Annotated in this window: 18 protein-coding genes; 11 read left to right on the top strand and 7 right to left on the bottom strand. The window is 36.3% G+C overall.

Annotated elements, in window-relative coordinates; genetic code table 11:
• Positions 1 to 309 precede the first annotated feature (309 nt).
• Complete coding sequence (locus tag ACRHOZ_RS19690; RefSeq protein WP_431129563.1) at positions 310 to 1,542, top strand: site-specific integrase; 1,233 nt, start codon at positions 310 to 312, stop codon at positions 1,540 to 1,542.
• Positions 1,543 to 1,755: 213 nt separating this feature from the next.
• Here the strand turns inward: ACRHOZ_RS19690 and ACRHOZ_RS19685 are convergent, their stop codons facing one another.
• The 3 genes from ACRHOZ_RS19685 to ACRHOZ_RS19675 are packed head-to-tail and all read right to left on the bottom strand — an operon-like array spanning position 1,756 to position 4,287.
• Positions 1,756 to 2,601, bottom strand: coding sequence for an HNH endonuclease (locus ACRHOZ_RS19685; RefSeq protein ID WP_431129560.1), 846 nt, complete (start codon positions 2,599 to 2,601; stop codon positions 1,756 to 1,758).
• Positions 2,576 to 3,397: a hypothetical protein gene (locus ACRHOZ_RS19680; protein ID WP_431129557.1), complete on the bottom strand. Its 822-nt coding sequence runs from the start codon at positions 3,395 to 3,397 to the stop codon at positions 2,576 to 2,578. The genes ACRHOZ_RS19685 and ACRHOZ_RS19680 overlap by 26 nt, the downstream gene beginning before the upstream one ends.
• 5 nt (positions 3,398 to 3,402) lie before the next feature.
• Positions 3,403 to 4,287 (bottom strand): DUF488 family protein, encoded by an 885-nt coding sequence (locus tag ACRHOZ_RS19675; RefSeq protein ID WP_431129554.1) that lies wholly within the window; start codon positions 4,285 to 4,287, stop codon positions 3,403 to 3,405.
• 403 nt (positions 4,288 to 4,690) lie between these two features.
• Here ACRHOZ_RS19675 and ACRHOZ_RS19670 point away from each other — a divergent pair, with 403 nt between their 5' ends.
• Genes ACRHOZ_RS19670 through ACRHOZ_RS19660 form a run of 3 tightly spaced genes read left to right on the top strand, consistent with a single transcriptional unit; the run spans position 4,691 to position 6,609 of the window.
• Positions 4,691 to 4,972: a helix-turn-helix domain-containing protein gene (locus ACRHOZ_RS19670; RefSeq protein WP_410483452.1), complete on the top strand. Its 282-nt coding sequence runs from the start codon at positions 4,691 to 4,693 to the stop codon at positions 4,970 to 4,972.
• Positions 4,973 to 4,975: 3 nt separating this feature from the next.
• Positions 4,976 to 6,091 carry a hypothetical protein gene (locus tag ACRHOZ_RS19665; RefSeq protein ID WP_431129550.1) on the top strand — a complete coding sequence of 372 codons (1,116 nt, stop codon included), beginning with the start codon at positions 4,976 to 4,978 and terminating at the stop codon, positions 6,089 to 6,091.
• Between the two features lie 2 nt (positions 6,092 to 6,093).
• Positions 6,094 to 6,609, top strand: a complete 516-nt coding sequence (locus ACRHOZ_RS19660; RefSeq protein WP_431129548.1) for an ORF6N domain-containing protein — start codon at positions 6,094 to 6,096, stop codon at positions 6,607 to 6,609.
• A gap of 7 nt (positions 6,610 to 6,616) precedes the next feature.
• Here ACRHOZ_RS19660 and ACRHOZ_RS19655 read toward each other — a convergent pair whose 3' ends face one another.
• Positions 6,617 to 7,660: a hypothetical protein gene (locus ACRHOZ_RS19655; RefSeq protein ID WP_431129545.1), complete on the bottom strand. Its 1,044-nt coding sequence runs from the start codon at positions 7,658 to 7,660 to the stop codon at positions 6,617 to 6,619.
• A gap of 249 nt (positions 7,661 to 7,909) precedes the next feature.
• Here ACRHOZ_RS19655 and ACRHOZ_RS19650 point away from each other — a divergent pair, with 249 nt between their 5' ends.
• Positions 7,910 to 9,562, top strand: a complete 1,653-nt coding sequence (locus ACRHOZ_RS19650; RefSeq protein WP_431129542.1) for a DUF262 domain-containing protein — start codon at positions 7,910 to 7,912, stop codon at positions 9,560 to 9,562.
• Positions 9,563 to 9,569: 7 nt separating this feature from the next.
• On the opposite strand, the gene ACRHOZ_RS19645 is transcribed toward ACRHOZ_RS19650, so the two are convergent.
• The 3 genes from ACRHOZ_RS19645 to ACRHOZ_RS19635 form a co-directional block, all read right to left on the bottom strand.
• Positions 9,570 to 9,800: a cupin domain-containing protein gene (locus ACRHOZ_RS19645; protein ID WP_431129566.1), complete on the bottom strand. Its 231-nt coding sequence runs from the start codon at positions 9,798 to 9,800 to the stop codon at positions 9,570 to 9,572.
• A gap of 269 nt (positions 9,801 to 10,069) precedes the next feature.
• Positions 10,070 to 10,504 carry a hypothetical protein gene (locus tag ACRHOZ_RS19640; protein ID WP_431129539.1) on the bottom strand — a complete coding sequence of 145 codons (435 nt, stop codon included), beginning with the start codon at positions 10,502 to 10,504 and terminating at the stop codon, positions 10,070 to 10,072.
• Between the two features lie 140 nt (positions 10,505 to 10,644).
• Entirely contained in the window at positions 10,645 to 11,274 is a 630-nt protein-coding gene (locus tag ACRHOZ_RS19635) for an N-acetylmuramoyl-L-alanine amidase family protein (RefSeq protein WP_431129536.1), read from the bottom strand.
• A gap of 201 nt (positions 11,275 to 11,475) precedes the next feature.
• Here ACRHOZ_RS19635 and ACRHOZ_RS19630 point away from each other — a divergent pair, with 201 nt between their 5' ends.
• Genes ACRHOZ_RS19630 through ACRHOZ_RS19605 form a run of 6 tightly spaced genes read left to right on the top strand, consistent with a single transcriptional unit; the run spans position 11,476 to position 16,497 of the window.
• Positions 11,476 to 11,763, top strand: coding sequence for a hypothetical protein (locus tag ACRHOZ_RS19630; protein ID WP_350286901.1), 288 nt, complete (start codon positions 11,476 to 11,478; stop codon positions 11,761 to 11,763).
• Positions 11,763 to 12,047 carry a hypothetical protein gene (locus ACRHOZ_RS19625; protein WP_431129533.1) on the top strand — a complete coding sequence of 95 codons (285 nt, stop codon included), beginning with the start codon at positions 11,763 to 11,765 and terminating at the stop codon, positions 12,045 to 12,047. The genes ACRHOZ_RS19630 and ACRHOZ_RS19625 overlap by 1 nt, the downstream gene beginning before the upstream one ends.
• A complete protein-coding gene (locus ACRHOZ_RS19620) occupies positions 12,034 to 14,448 on the top strand; it encodes a TraG family conjugative transposon ATPase (RefSeq protein ID WP_431129530.1) in 2,415 nt (804 codons plus the stop codon). The genes ACRHOZ_RS19625 and ACRHOZ_RS19620 overlap by 14 nt, the downstream gene beginning before the upstream one ends.
• Positions 14,445 to 15,023, top strand: coding sequence for a conjugal transfer protein (locus ACRHOZ_RS19615; RefSeq protein WP_431129527.1), 579 nt, complete (start codon positions 14,445 to 14,447; stop codon positions 15,021 to 15,023). The genes ACRHOZ_RS19620 and ACRHOZ_RS19615 overlap by 4 nt, the downstream gene beginning before the upstream one ends.
• Before the next feature lie 3 nt (positions 15,024 to 15,026).
• Positions 15,027 to 15,866: a hypothetical protein gene (locus tag ACRHOZ_RS19610; RefSeq protein WP_431129525.1), complete on the top strand. Its 840-nt coding sequence runs from the start codon at positions 15,027 to 15,029 to the stop codon at positions 15,864 to 15,866.
• Positions 15,867 to 15,879: 13 nt separating this feature from the next.
• Positions 15,880 to 16,497 carry a conjugal transfer protein TraK gene (locus ACRHOZ_RS19605; protein ID WP_431129522.1) on the top strand — a complete coding sequence of 206 codons (618 nt, stop codon included), beginning with the start codon at positions 15,880 to 15,882 and terminating at the stop codon, positions 16,495 to 16,497.
• The last annotated feature ends 7 nt before the right edge of the window (positions 16,498 to 16,504 follow it).

The raw sequence follows: 16,504 nt of genomic DNA, 5'->3' as shown, positions 1-16,504 counted from the left end.
GTACAGTTTGGAATTAGCAGGTTAAAATATTGAAGGTCAACGTGGTAAGATGTGTTATCTCAGTCTGCCACCCCGACTAAGACCATATCAAATGGTATCAAAGAAAATCTAATAAATTGATTTTCAGAATTTTAATAAAATTTGATACCATTTGATTTCCTTTAAATCCAATAAAAAAGGGAACAATTCGGGAACAGAACGGGAACAGTTCACTTATCTTTTTTTCCTTATATTCTCTAGTGAAAGCAAGGCTTTCCACGTGATTTGACTTTCGTGTTAAGGATTAGTTTAACCTTAAAACGGGAACAAATGCAAACTTCAAAAACTTTCAAGATTTTATTTCGGCTAGTTAAAGCCAGAAAGAAAAACAATGGTGCGCCTATTTATGTACGTATTACTGTAAATGGAAAACGTGCAGAATTTAGTACAGATTTGTTTTATCCTATGGAAGAATGGGATAGCAAAGCGGGAAAAGCGATTGGTAGGAATTCAAGAGCTCGAAGCTTAAACGATGAACTAGACATCATTAGAGTAGATTTAAAGGAGTCTTACAAGGAATTAATTAGAGAACGGCGTTTTGTAACTGCCCAAGCCGTAAAAGCGCGTTATCAAGGTACAGATCATAGCAATGAAACTTTACTGGGCTTGTCAAAGTACCATTATGAGAAAAACAAGTTTAAACTTGCTAAGGGTACACTAAAGAATTACAAGACCACAGAAGCATATTTACTTGCCTTTGTAAAGAAGCAATACAAAGCATCAGATTTACCATTAGAGCATATCCAGTATAGCTTTGTGGTCGATTTTGAGTTGTTTCTCCAAGACCCTAAAAACCATTTAAGTAAAGTCCAAACCCTTAAGAACAACGGTATAATGAAGCATATAGAACGGCTTAATAAGTTAATGGGTTTTGCACACAAATTAGGATGGATTGATAAGCACCCTTTTGAAAAATATGAGCTTTCCTATACCAAATTCAAAAATGGGTTTTTGACCGAACAGCAACTAGAACGTTTTGAAACGGAGGAACTAGAAAGTGCAAAACTGAATAGGGTACGCGATGTGTTTGTATTCTGTTGCTATACGGGGCTTTCCTATATCGATGTGAAACTACTTACCAAGGATAATATTGTAATGGGTATTGATGGAATGTTATGGCTTTCTTTTTGCCGAGAAAAGAGCGATGAACCTGTTAAAATACCTTTGTTGGATAAGGCGAAAGCGATTTTGAAGAAGTATGAAAACTTTGAAGAATCTATTCGATTGTTGCCTGTATGCTCTAACCAAAAAATGAATGCATATTTAAAGGAAATTGCAGGTAAGTGTGAAATTGACATCAAAGTAACTTGTCATATTGCACGCCATACTTTTGCGACTACGGTAACACTTTCTAATGGCGTACCCATTGCCACAGTCTCTAAATTATTGGGACACGCCAAACTTTCTACCACTCAGATTTATGCCAATGTGGTCGAAAGAAAGTTACGTGACGATATGAATAGCTTACAAGACACCTTAAATCGTAATCAAATAAGCGCATAGAAATGCGTAATTTTTTGAGAATACTTCAAAAATCAACGAACAATAGTGTTAAACCAAGGATAAGCAAAATTGAAGCTGGTTTACCTAAATTACTTTGATTGATGAAAGTTAAATCACTGTAGCCACCGTAGATACAAAACAAGTTGAAGCGGTGGTTTTTTTAAACACTTCAATATAAATGCCTTACTGAAAAACAATTTTTCCGATACGATTTTATGGCCCTTTTTGAATCATTTTTTCGGAACCCCTACGAATGGGAGAAATTTGATAATTTTTTTCAAGCCAATCATTAAATAAATCCAATTCCGAAGCTCCACAGTTAATTACAAATTCTACTCCCATTATCACAAGAACATAATAATAGATGCCTGGATCAATATACAGAAAGTCCATTTCGTGAAGTACTTCATAAGGTTCAGGATGTCTTATAGGGTCAGTAAATCGGACTTCTTCCCCATAGATTCTCCGTTGATGATAGATCCATTGTTTACCTTCTCCGTAACGAGCATATCTCCTTAGTGGATCCAGCTCTTTCATATTTCTAACCTCTTCAAGCCAATTTTTATCACCCAATCCAATGAATGCCAAAGATTCGAGGGCCGTTTTAGCTAAAAAACGAGACATTATGTAGTTGTTTTTTATTGGTTCTTTAGCTACTTCGACTATCATTTTATTAACCTTATTCTCCCTGATTATATTTATAATATCTGGATTTTCAATATTCAATGAAAAACCGTGTTCATCACTATACAGGTCTACCCAACCCCCTTTGAGATGCGGTATTAAGGCTTTGCCAGGTGTGCTTCTACCTTTTTTAGAAAGAATGTGATTACGAAAACGAACATTTTGAAAGTAAGTTGATTCCAAGAGGGGCTTTTCCACTTTAGTAGCGAAATATTGATTACAAGTATCGCAAACAACACCCTTAGGGAGAATGATGTCTTTGTTTCCTAAAGACTCAGGAATTATGTGTTCGACACTTTTCGAGCTGTCTGAATTTTTTTGACAAAAAATACAAATTCCCATATCCCATTCAGAAGAGTTTTGTTTGTAATTCAATTTTTGGAGTAAAAGTTCCGATTATTACAAATGGGTTATGAGAGGTATAATGATGTAATTGAGTTGTGCCAAGAAAGAAAAACAAATCCTTGGTTCTGGCGAAGTCATCCAAATATTTTTTAATCACATCGTCAACTGCTTTTTTTTCATCACCTTCATATTTGGCAAGTTGTCTCCAGAACAATGCACCAGTTTCCCAGTCCTCAATCATAATTCTACGTTCCTTGCCATTTGAGTCCTTAAAAATATATTTGAACTTATAAGGTAATTTATCTACAACTTCAAAAGGGTCTTCTGGATGTTCAAAGAGATTTCCTTGCTCACGCGAAGCCATTAGTTTTTCTATTTTCTTTTTATTCCATTCACGTTCAGTTGGTTCTGCTATAAAATCAAGGATTTCAGCTGGCTTATACGTTGCCAAAGAAGTACAGACCTTTTTGTCTTTGGCTTGTTTTATTAATTCAGAAAGGTCATAGTGTACATTTTGAAGCACTATGTCCTTTCTTGCTTGCCAATTGCTAGCTGTATCTAAATGACCTACAATGTTTATTGGAGTGTCAATAGAGTATGGTCTGAAACTCTCAGGTCTAAAATCACTTGTATTTTTGACTAGGTCTATTTCTACCCAGTCATATTTGCTGTATTGTTGTTCGTAGTCTTTTTTTCGAAAAGGGATAGGATAAATTCGAATCCAAGAACCATCTTCTAATAAACCAGCGGTGCAAACCAGTTCTTCATATTTACTAGAAATTGTTGGGTAAGTTTTTACTGTAATTAGTACCCTTGTAGTCGCCATACATTTTAAAGGTGTTTTATGTGATACTTAAATGTAGGGGACTTTTCAATTTTTTCAGCTAAATGAGTTCTATGGCATTGACAATTATCAGCTTCAAAGCAAGTTAACGCCACTCTTTTATGTTTGTTTAATAACTGCAATATTCTGTCTTGGGCTTCTGCCGTTTCTAATAAAACAGTGTTTTTATAATCTTCAAAGAGTGTGTCATAGTCATCTTGACTATTTAATTCTCTACGCTTACTTGAGTCAATACCGACTTCTGGTATATGGATATAGTCAATATTTAATCTAGTACAAAAGTCACTTAAGAGTTTTTTGCTAAATCCGTATTTCTGACTAAGAGGGTTGCGTCTAACATCGATAAGAAGCTTTATATCATTTTTTATAAGTTTATTAAGGTATGCTTCTAAAGATATGCCCTCGTATCCAATAGTATAGAGCACCGTTTCTGAATTGAGGGGTTTAGCACTCTTTACCTTTTCAAAATATTTCGCTGGAAGTATTGATTCAGCAATCGTGCTGTTTATTGCGAAATATGGAAAATTTAAATATGTATGTTTTGTTATGGTGTCAACGGACATTTTGCCATATAGATTAATGGTATCCAATAATATTGACTTATCAGTAGGGTCTAACTCATCAAAATATTTTTTATCTGTAGACAATTCATATCCATTGTCGGCCGTAGATAGCCAACCCTTTTTTACCATTGTATTTAAATCGGCTTTCAACGAGTAGGAATAACATCCAAATCTATAAGGCACAAAGTCATAATTGGGATTGCTTTGTCTTTGGCTTAGTAAAAACATTAGCTTGTAAAGCCTTGTTTTCTCAAGGTTTACCTCAATTTTTTCAAATAAAGCCAATATTATTTTTCTCCTATAGAACATAATGCAAAATTATTTATAATAACTCTGAATAAATAATATTATTTCTTTTTTTGTTTTAAAATGCTGATTTAAAACCTGTTGAACAATAAGTTATTGGTATTCTAGGTGATTTATCAAATGTTTGCTTTACTTCAAATTAGCATATAAATTGTTCTGGAATACACTCAGAACTTCTTCCTATAATGACTCCTTTTTTACTAGTATTTCTTTCGAAAATTTGAAATGTGAAATCTTCAAAACACTCTAAATTTCCATTTTATTTGTGTTAAAATTTAACCCGACTCGGGTTGAACTGGTGATTTATATCTGCTAAAACTATTCAAGTTTGTACAAGGAATGTCAAACAATAGGAACTGAGTTTAAGCAAAAGTTTTAACCTCATTCTCAATAAAATAGAATAGTTATGCCAGCAAGTATTTTAACAGCCGAAGATTTAGAAGATTTCAGAAAAAGTCTACTTGAAGAAATCAAAGAAATGCTATTGCAATACAATAGGATTACGATAGATAGATGGGTAAAGTCGAATATCGTAATGGCGAAGCTTGGAATCAGTCCAGGCACATTACAGAACTTCAGAATCAACGAAACGATACCCTATTCCAAATTGGGTGGTATCATTTACTACGATGAAGAAGAAATCAACGAAATACTTCTGAAAAACAAGAATTTCTTTTTAAAAAAGTAGGCTATGAGAATCGCGACATATAACATTCAAAACATTTTTTATCGAGATAGGGCCTTGATTAAAAAATATAGAGCAGAAAACAAAGCATTATGGGTTGAGGAATTTGAAGCATTGATGCTTAAAGGAATGCGAACCATTCAAGAGTTTAACCGTATGCGTGCCTTGTCACAACTTTTGGGTTTTGAAGATTCGCAGCACAGTCCGTATCTCACAATGATGCACAAAACAGGGCAATTATTTTTAAAGAAGGATGTGGCGGCAAATTCTTACAAGGCAACACATTTAACAGATTGGAACGGTTGGGTAAAACTAAACTCCAACCCCATTAATGATACCGCTATTGAGAATAAGGCCAAAATCATCAAAGAAGCTTCGGCAGATGTGCTCATTTTATTGGAAGTCGAAGACAGAGCTTCGTTATTGGAATTCAATACCTATTTCTTGTCAAATGCCTATACCCATATACTGTATTTAGAAACCAATGATGTGTATGGTAGGGGTATCGGGGTTCTGACCAAAGAGGGCTACAAAGTAAAATCAATGAAATCCCACGTCAATGATTTTGATGCTAATGGGAATCCCATTTTTGATATGGATTTGCAGGAATATAAAATCAGTACACCCAACGGGAAAATCGTAACGGTTCTATCGACTTGCTTTTTAGATGATGCAGAGAATCCCACACAATCCAATACCAAAATTGAAGTCCAATCCAAACGAATAGCAGAGGTATATCAAACAATGAATAAGTCCAATAATTTAATAGCTGTTGTGGGCACCTTAAATGTGCCTTCATATAGTAAATCACTGTTGCCGATAACAGAGGAAACCGATTTAAAAGATGTTTCAAAACACCGTACGTTTGAGGTGGATTTGGATAAGGGAAAGGACTCCAGATATTTCCGTTTAGGAGCCTACAAAATGGGCGTGAACATCAAACAACGTGATTATTTGATGCTTTCAACCAGATTATTCAAAGCTGTAAAAAATAGCGGATTGATTAGAAAAGGGATTTGGTTTAAAAAACGACCGCAATGGGAAATGCTTAAAAGCATTAAGAACGAAACACATATGGCGAGCGAACATCCTTTGGTATGGTCACAACTAAAAATTGGATAAAAATGGAACTACAGACGATACAAAATAGAATTTATGAAGTGCGGGGGCAAAAAGTGCTTTTGGATTTTGACCTCGCCGCAATGTATGAAACCGAAACCAAAAAATTAAAGCAGGCCGTTCGCCGAAACATAGAGCGTTTTCCGTCCGACTTTATGTTTGAATTGACCAATGGGGAATACAAATCTTTAAGGTCACAATTTGTGACCTTAGAAAAAGACGGGCGGGGTAAGTTCAGTAAGTATAATCCGTTTGCGTTTACCGAACAAGGTATTGCAATGCTGGCAAGTGTGTTACGTAGCCCCAAAGCCATTGAGGTCAATATACAGATTGTACGTGCCTTTGTTTTTCTCAGAAAATATGCGCTATCCCATTCGGAATTGACCCAAAAGCTCCAAGAATTGGAAACTAAGTACGATAGGCAATTTAAGGATGTTTTTGAGGCGATTAATTTTCTACTTCAAAAGGATAAAATTGAAACGGACCATAAAAAACGTAATAGGATAGGATTTAAAAAGTAAAATATAACTACCGCATCAATCTCAGATACTCTACAATGTCTTTTACTACCCTTTCATCATTATATGGATGAAAATCTTTTAAGCTTCCAGTTGGCTCAATTTCAATTCTATAATAATGACCATCAAAATAAACACTTCTTTTTCCCATTCGTCTAAATGGTGCTTCGGGCGTAGCTTTAAAATGTGCTTGAATCTCTTTGTTTATGCTTTCTATGACCAACTTGATAACTCGAATTATATCTTCAAATTTATATTGAAATACAGATTTAATAGCGAACCTTTCTCCAATTTGAGTTTCTGCAACGTGTCGAGCATATATATGTACAAATCTTTCAAATTCTAAAAAGATGATTTTTTCTCCAAATGCAATAACCCTTTCATCATATTCCTTGCAAATTTTTTTAAGTGATTCTATCTCCTCACCATAATTCTCGGCAACCGTATTTATTCTTTCTGTGGAACGATTGATTTCAGCATCTATAATCTGATTTTTATATTGAATTTCATCAATCACAAGTTTGACAAACTCCTTAATTTCTTCTTCGTTGATGGTCAACTCTTGATACTTTAATCTAAGTTCTTCGAGCCTCACTTGTTGTTTTAGTTCATCATTGGCAAACTCTAGATAATTCTTATAATCTTGCTCTTCCAGAGAGTGGTTATAATGAATTCTGAACGCCCAATATTGTATTGTTTCTCTTGGAGAAAAAGCTTGTCCTTTAGAATGCCTTGAATGTAGAAAACCGAACCTAAATTGATTCAACCCCTTCCAGCCATTGAAACTTGGTGCTTTTATATTTACGGTGTTCTGAATTTCTTTAGTTCCAGATTCTAGGAACCTGTTAAATTTTGGAGTGTTGAGAGTAGAAATTGTGTCAATACTGCTAGCCAGAATTCCGTTTTTATCTAAGTCAGTTTTTTGGTGGTCGGTTAGTTCTGCTATTCTTGATGGTTTAAATTTTATTTTTCTATCCGTTCTGGGGATATCGTTGTTTTGTAACAACTTTTCTAATTCAACTCTTTCCTCTAAGGTAAAAAGAAAAGTTCCCATTAAACGAAACCCAAATTTGTGATACTCTTCACTGTTATAGGTGAACTCGATTGACACAAACTTGTCAAACTGCCCATACGTTGAGAATATTTCTTCGCACGAAAAATTCATATCTAAAAAGGTTATCTTATTTCTAAGTAGTTTGCTTACTCTTTAATATAGAGTATTTTATAAAAAAATACGTTTTTCCTTATAATTATTTTCCTATTAAATTGTATGTTATCCGAATCAAATCAATCGAAACTTTAGATGAAATTAGAAGCAGAAATAAAAAACATAAAGAAAATTTTAGTAGATGATGAAAACTTCTTTCAAATACCAGATTATCAAAGGCCTTATTCGTGGGACAAGGAGAATATTTCAGACTTAATAGACGATGTGATTACAGCCTTTTTGCGGAATGATGGTGAACATTATTTTTGTGGCTCCCTTGTTTTGGTAAATAATGAATCAGACGGACGCTTCGACATCATTGATGGACAACAACGTATAACAACCTTTACCATCATAGCTTGTGTTTTCAGAGAACTATATGGAAGTGTGTTAGGGAAAAAGCCACTTAAATATATTTCCAACTCGATTCAAGATGAATACGAGGAAAGCAAGAGAAAATTAAAATTTCTCACTAATGACAAGTATCAAATTGATTTTGAGGAAACCGTCCTGAAAAAGATAGATTTCATAGATACAAAAAACATCGAAAAATCTTTTCCCGACAATAGATATTTACAAAATGCGCACTTCGTAAAAGGGTTTTTGGAAGAGCGAATTGAAATAAATAAGGTTAATATTGAAGATTTCATTATTTGGTTTTATGAAAGCATTGTATTAACTACAATAATTTGTCCTTCTCAAGATAGCGCTATTCAAATATTCAATGTGCTCAATGATAGAGGGATGCCATTGAGTTCTATAGATATTTTGAAATCTAATCTAATGTCCAAGTTGAGTTCAAAAGAAGACAGGAAGGCATTTAAAACCAAATGGGAATTTATAAACTCAAATTTAAAGTTTTCCAATTTGGAGATAGATAGTATGTTAAATACCTATTTGTATTATAAAATAACCTCTAACCCCAAAAATCGATTGGATAAGGAGCTGATTGAAGTCTTTTCTAAAGAGGGTAAATCCTCGCTCCAGATTATAAAGGAAATAAATGATTTTTCGGATTCCTTCATTGAAATGTCCAATCAAGAGGATAAATACATTTATTGCCTAAAATATTTAAGACATAAAATTTATTGGAATAGTATTTTAACCACGGCGCTCTTTGAAAAGTATCCTGATATTGGGAAACTACGGGAATTAATGGTGGCCTATTACTATCAAAATTGGATTGCTGGCGCTACAGTAGCAAGAATAAAGCAGACTTCCTTTAATGTTTTGAAATTGGTAAAAAACAATAGTGGTATTGAACAGATTGAAAATGAGTTTAAATCTAATCTTGAAAAATATGCCACTACGAACACATTTAAAGAGTCTATTGAGAGTAATACGGTTTACGGAAGAAAATGGGATAGAGCAGTATTGCTTTTAATTGAATATTTTTCCACGGATGAAGATAAAAACTCATTCATTCCTTTAGGGCCAAAATTGCATTTAGAACATATTCTGCCAAAAACATTAACACCTTCTTGGAAAGAAAATTTTACTTCCGATGAAATACAACAGTGGACAGATTCTATTGGAAATTTGACGCTGCTTTCTCTTCGTAAAAATGTCCAGGCCAAAAACAATAATTTCGAAGAAAAGAAAAACGCTTATCGGGATAAGGATAATGTTAGTACTTCATATGTCATTACCCAACAAGTTCTAGAAGAAAATCAATGGAATGTAGCGTCTCTTCAAAGAAGGAAAGAAGAACTATTAAATAAGATTAATCGAAAAATCAATATTTTTTGACTAACACTTAATTTTTGTTGAACTTTTCAGCCACACTGTCATAATATTCTTGGGTCAGAACCTCAGTCCAAGTAGTGGGTGTATCACCTCCATATATGGCCAAATAGGTTACATCACTTTCCTTAGTAGAAGAGTGCCAATGCTCTGTGTTTTTTTCACATTTAATAACATCTCCAGATTTGAGAATGATGGGTTCTTTTCCTCGTTCTTGATAATATCCTTCCCCTTCTACATAAATTAATATCTGAGGGGATGCGTGTTTATGCCAATATAATGCGTATTGGGAGCCTTTGTTCCCACTTCTGAATATGAATTGATATTATATTCTGAGTTTTGGGATATAACCAATACAGGAAACAAGAGCAGTATCGAGATTACTATTTTTTTCATAATGGATTGTATTTTCAGTGCTGATAATTTAAGAAAATACTATCGCTTTAAAAAGTGCGTCAATAAAGTATCGGATATGAATCTGTTTTAGCAGAGTTACATCCAAAAGTTCATTATTTATAGAATTTCATAAACAAACTTACTTTTAGCATCTCCAATCCTTTGCGTCAATTCCAATTTAATGGGTATGATGGTACTGGGTATACGTTCCAACTTCTGTAAGTATTCGCCCAACTCCTTCTTGTTTTCGAACATCATACCGTGTTCGTTTTTTTGGTATTCGTGGAGCCAAGCGTTTGAGCCATTACCCAGTTGAGCAGAGGAAACCAAGGGAATATTGAAATATACATCACAACTAATATCTATATGGGAGTGGTCTGCCAAGCTAAAATCTTTACCAATAGCACGATTGATAATCATACAATGTTCTAATAAAGCCTCCAAAAACTTTCCGTTTTCATCTGCCTTAATCGGTTTAAGGGCATTCTTTAATTGCTTGAAGTTGTCCAATTGTCTTAATGGACTGGGCTTTGATTCAATTTTAAATTTCATTGTCTTTTATTTTAAGTTATTAATTTCCAATAGGGTTTTATGAAAACCGCTGTTTTATGAATACCCATAATTCCTTGCCTACGGTTGTCGTAATTTCTTTGAGCACTTCATATAGGCTAACAAATACTTCTTTCATCATCTTAAATTTTAATGGACATCAGTAAGGCCAATGCCACTGCGTTGCTATTCCTTTTTAATTCCAAGTAGGAGGCTTCATCGGTATTGGACAAAAAACCAAGTTCCGCCAAAATAGCTGGGCTTGTTGTTATCGACTCTCGCAATACCTGAAAATTTGCTCTTTTGATTCCCCTGTTTCTATAGCCCAATCGTTTTGTAAGCATCTCAATCATAGAAAGGGCAACAATTTTGGATTCCATTTGATTTTCATTTTTCAAATTCGTTTTATTGTGTAGATACATTTCAATGCCTGTGGCTTTTTCATTCTTAGCGTGGTTGCAGTGCAACGAAATAAAAAGGTCAGGTTTCAAGGCACGGACCAATTGGGTTCGGTGGCTCAATGAAATCAAGGTGTCCTCATATCTGGTTAGATACAACTCGTAAGGATTATCAAGTAATGTTCTGTTATATAGCAGCATTGCTTTAGCAATTGCCAAGGTGATATCCTTTTCTTGTGCTTTATTGGTTCCTATGGCACCAGAGTCCGTTCCCCCGTGTCCAGCATCAATGATAATTACCTTTTTCTCCTGTGAAAACAATGCATTCAAAGGAACTAAAAAGAGCACCATAAGCAGTATTTTGAACGGTTTCATTGCAGCTATGTTTTTCAATTTCTCATTACACAATTTTTAAAGATTTCGTTCAATACTTCATTTTCCTTCAAAATTTAACGCTCAAAACCGTTAATATTTTTCGTTTTTCTCCCGTAACGGGCATTCGCTTATAGATTTCGCAAAAAGTAATTTCTAACAAGGTCGCCTTAGTCATTTAGGAGGCCATAAAACGTAAGCGTTATGAAAAAAGCGATGTATCTAACGTGGGCAATGCTCCTGATGAGCCTACCCACATTTGCGCAAATTGGGGGCATTGAAGATTCCGTAAATGATGTTTCCGATACGATTCGGGCTATTTTCCCTTTGCTGCTCGGTGTCATTTTCCTTATCGGGTTCCTATTCAATGCGGGACATTTCTTTGGGGAGAATGCAGACCTTAAAAAAGGGATTACCCGTGTATTGGTCTTTGTACTTATTGCAGGTGCCGTAGTGGGCATCTTTACCTATCTCATTGGAATTGTAGTGTGATGAGAAAGTACGAGGTATATAAGAACATTCGCAAAGGGGCTATGATATGGGGGCTTCCCATATCACTCTTTGCAATGATGATGCTCTCCATTTTGGCATCCCTACTGGTCATCATCTTTTCATTCAGTTTGGTAATCATCATAATCGCAATGCTATGGAACGGCACTCTATACATCGTGCTCACCAAAATAGCCCGTAAAGCCATTTCACTGAATTTCAATACGGTGTTCCCAAAAATCATCAGTAATAAAAAAGAAAACCTGACGCATTATGTCAATTATTAATATCGCAACATACAATCCCATCATTGAGATACAGGACAATGTCATCTTTGCCAATAATGGCAATGTCATAGCCTGTTATCAAGGAGAACTGCCCGAAGTGTATTCTCTGTCCGAGAAGGATTTTGAGGATTTGCACTCCACTTGGTTTCAGGCCTTAAAGTCATTGCCCGTTGGTTGTGTTATCCATAAGCAGGATGTATATCTCAAAAAAGCGTTCGATTCTGAATACTTACCCAACGATACCTTTTTGGCGAAAGCCACCCACGACCATTTTAAGGGAAGAGAATATATCGAGCATAAATGCTACCTGTTTTTAACGCTGGTGCGAAACAAAACCTTGAACAACCCCAAATATGTCAACCCATTTAGAAAGGTCAGTAAAGGGATTCATCAAGAATTAAATCAGAACGTGCATAGTTTCATTGGCTCTGTTAATGATTCCATCACCTATATCAACAATAGCCGAAAGGTATCGTTGCAACCTCTAGATAAAAAACAGATTCTTGAACTAAGTCGTAATTATTTCAACGGCTTCAATATCGGATATGATACGGATATACTTTTGGAAAAGTCCAAAGTGACCGTAGGTAACAATCATTTTGATGTATTGGCGGTCAATAGTGAAGCCTGTTTTGGGGAGAGCGTCCAGACCAGTAAAATCAACGAGCGGTTCACTTCAGATGATTTTGTGTTTCATCAAGGATATATTGATGGTCTGGGGCTTTCCTTAAATGAAAACCATATCGTCAACCAAATCATCTATCTGGACGATAAGCGGAAATGGCGCAAAATGCTGGATAAGAAAATCGAGGAACTCAAAAAGAGTTCAAATTTTGGAACACAGAACAAGATCATCCTTAAAAAGATTGAGCATATCGTTGGTCAAATCAACAATGACGACAATGCCAGAATCATAAGAGGGCACCTGAACATTGTGTATTGGAGTGGGGAAGCCCAAGAGTTAAAGCGCATTGGCTCTCGTATCAAAGCTGAGTTCAAGGAATTGGACATAACCCCATATTATCCCAGGGGAGAAGAACGCAAAAACTATATCCTGAACAGCTATCCTTGTTTTGCTTCCAACTTTTCCAATGAAGATGTCTATGTGACCGATCTAAAACACGCACTCTGTCTTTATCTGAACAATACCAATTACAGAACGGATAGACAGGGCATCATCTTTAACGACCGCGAACACAGCATTCCAGTTCTGAAAGATGTTTGGGACGAACAAAAGAAGCGAATCAAGGCGCGCAACTTTGCCATTTTTGCGCCCACAGGAGAGGGCAAATCTTTTCTGGCAAACAACATTCTACGACAGTACTTTGAAATGAATGTGCGCTTGGTCATTATAGACTTGGGCGGTTCGTATACCAAGTTTGCCAGTCTATATCCCGAACAGTATACCGTATTGCGCTATGAAAGTGGAAAGAGCCTTGGAATCAATCCTTTCTATATAACAAACCCCCTCGATGTCAGTCCCGAACGATTGGAGGATTTGTCCGTATTTCTTTTTGAACTTATAGGAGAGGGCACCAAGCCTAAAAAGGAACAGTCCGTAGCTCTTAAAAAGATACTCCATTCCTACTATAAAAATAGTTTTGGGGAACATTCCTTAGATAGTTTTTATACCTATATCGAATCACAGCGGGAGGATTTATTGACCAAGCTCCATATCCATCCGGATTACTTCAATGTAGAAGGGTTTCTGCACATTTTATCGGAGTATGTGCGTGAAGGATTATACAGCTTTCTATTTGAAACTAGCGAAGACCAATCCTATAAAATCGAGGACAAGCGTTTAATTGTTTTTGAGTTGGATGAGGTGAAGGACAACAAGGAAATCCTATCCGTGATGCTCAAACTGATTAAGACAGCCATACAGCGTACCATTTGGCAAAACAAGGAAGAAAAAGGTATTATCCTGTTTGATGAGTTTGCCAAACAATTGAAGTTTGAGAATGTGTTGGAATCGGTGGAATTCTATTACCAAGCCATCCGAAAACAAGAAGGTGCCATTGGTATCATTTTACAGTCCATCAACCAATTGCCCGACAATTCCACGTCAGCGAGTATTCTGGAGAATACACAGGTCATCTATAGCTTGAACAATGAAAAGGGCTATGGCGAACTGGTGAAACGGTTGAACCTATCCAGCCACGACCTCAATCAATTGAAATCCATAAAAAACAACCTGTCGGGAAAACGCAAGTACACCGAGATTTTTATCAAAATCGGAAAAGAGAGCAACATCTTTCGACTGGAAGTACCCCAAGAGGTATTTGCTGCCTACCTCACCGACGGCGCGGATAACGAGGCCATAATGGCCCTTTATAACAAAAATGGTTGTATGGAAACAGCCCTAAAAGAATTCATTCATTTAAAAACAAAAGCGTTATGAGAAGATTCATTTTTATGTGCCTTTTGGCACTCGGAACTTTATTATTGCCTGCACGTGCTACGTGCCAAGGAATGCCCGTGTATGACAACACCAATTTTATTACACTGGGCAAGCAAATTTTGGAAGCTGCTAAACAAACAGAAAACCTGATCAAGACGGTAGAGTTTATGAAGCAGCAAAAAGAACGAATTGAAAAGGTGAGCAATGTGGTAAAACAATTGAAAGCGGTACGGGAATTGGCCCGCAACAACGAACGCCTCTTTGATGTGGTTCGAAATGATGTGCGTAATATTTTAAACTCGCCTTATATCAAAGCAGAAGAAATCACAAGAGTATCGCAATCCTTTGAGAATATCATTGAAAACTCGTTGGAGGATTTGGACTTTGTGCAGCAGATACTTTCCAGTGACTACCTGAAAATGACCGATGCTGAACGGGCTGAGGTATTAAAGGAACGGGAAACACGCTCTAAGGAAATGGTCGCCGAAATAGAGCGTAAGACCAAGCGGTACCAAGACATCATTTCCTTTCGGGAAATGCAGGACAAAATCAATAACAGGGCTACAAATTATTAAACGATGCAACTGGCTATCCCGTTAATAGGAGGATTGGAGTATGTGGACGCTGTCTTTCAGACCATAAAGGACAGTGACTTTCTACAGTATACCATCGTGGGGATGAAAGCCCTCGCCATCCTATTCTTTTTAATCAACATCCTTAAAAAATACAATGAGGGTGTTGCCAATAGGGATGGGTATACTTGGGGATTGACCCCAACAGAATTGATAAAGAATTTCATTATTGTCATTCTGGTCATCTTTTCAAGTCAGGTACTGGAGGTGTTTGACAATATTTTGGTAGCCATTGAAGGACAGTATCGCAATACGGCTCCATCCTTATTGCCTTTGCAATTGCAGGATGTCGAGATTGAAGACGATACAGGAGGGTTGGAAGCGGCCAGTAAAGGGCTGGCCTTATTGTTCGAGGCATTAAGTTCCCCGTTGTTCGGCTTGAAAATACTGGCCTTTATTCTGAGCGTATTCCTTTGGTTGCTCGACCTGTTCATTTATCCCCTGTTTCTGGCTGAACGGTTTTTCTTGTTAGGGATAATGCAGGCCTTTTTTCCATTGGTGATAAGTCTTGCGGTTTTCGAGAAGTTCAGGTCAATGGCCTATACCTTTTTCAAATTGTACGCAGCAGTATATATGCTCGTTCCCGCCTTTTTTCTGGTGAATGTATTTGTCAATGCGTTGTACACAGAGTTTACCACCAATTTTTGGGTAAACCTCTTTGGCTTTGATTTTGGAAGCTCATTTTTTGCGCCCATCATTGAATTGGGTACGATTGGCTTTATCGTCTTTTTGAAGTTCAAACTGTACAAGCGCGCCACCTCGTTCACCTTTAAATTATTCACGTAATAAAAAATAGCTTATGAAAACTCCATATAAAAACATATACGAGGTATTGAAGATGAATCGGTTTATAGTCCTGGCTGTTATTGTAATGGCTTTTCTATCCACCATCATTTCAAGTTTGATATCCTACAAAATGTACAACAAAGCACTGGACGGCTCTTTTGCCATTGGCAAAAATGGAGAAGTTATTCCCTTGCAATGGGTACAGGAAAAGGAAAATTTAGAGGTAGAAGCACTTGAGCATTTACGGCTTTTTCATTCATACTTCTATGGATTGGACGCTACAAATTTTGAAAGCCATATTGAAAAAGCCCTATGGTTGGGTGATAGCTCTGTTGATAATGTATATCGACAGAAAAAAGCTGATGGTGTCTATAACCGTTTGATGCAGTATTCTTTAGTCCAAAAGGTCATCAGCATTGAATCGGAATTGGACCTTACCGCAGAGCCATACCCCTTCAGAACGGTCACTGTTTTTGAAATCAATAGGGGGTCCGCAATCGATACCTATGAACTGGTATCCACGGGTAAATTGTTGCATTTGGAAAAGCGAAACTTTCCTAAGAACACCCACGCCCTCTTGATTACAGACTATTTCGAGAACACTTTAAAGAAAGTCGATAATCGACAGTAAAAAATTA

This window comes from Flagellimonas flava, from assembly GCF_050617915.1.
Taxonomy (GTDB): domain Bacteria; phylum Bacteroidota; class Bacteroidia; order Flavobacteriales; family Flavobacteriaceae; genus Flagellimonas; species Flagellimonas flava_A.
This window is presented reverse-complemented; position numbering and strand designations above follow the sequence as displayed.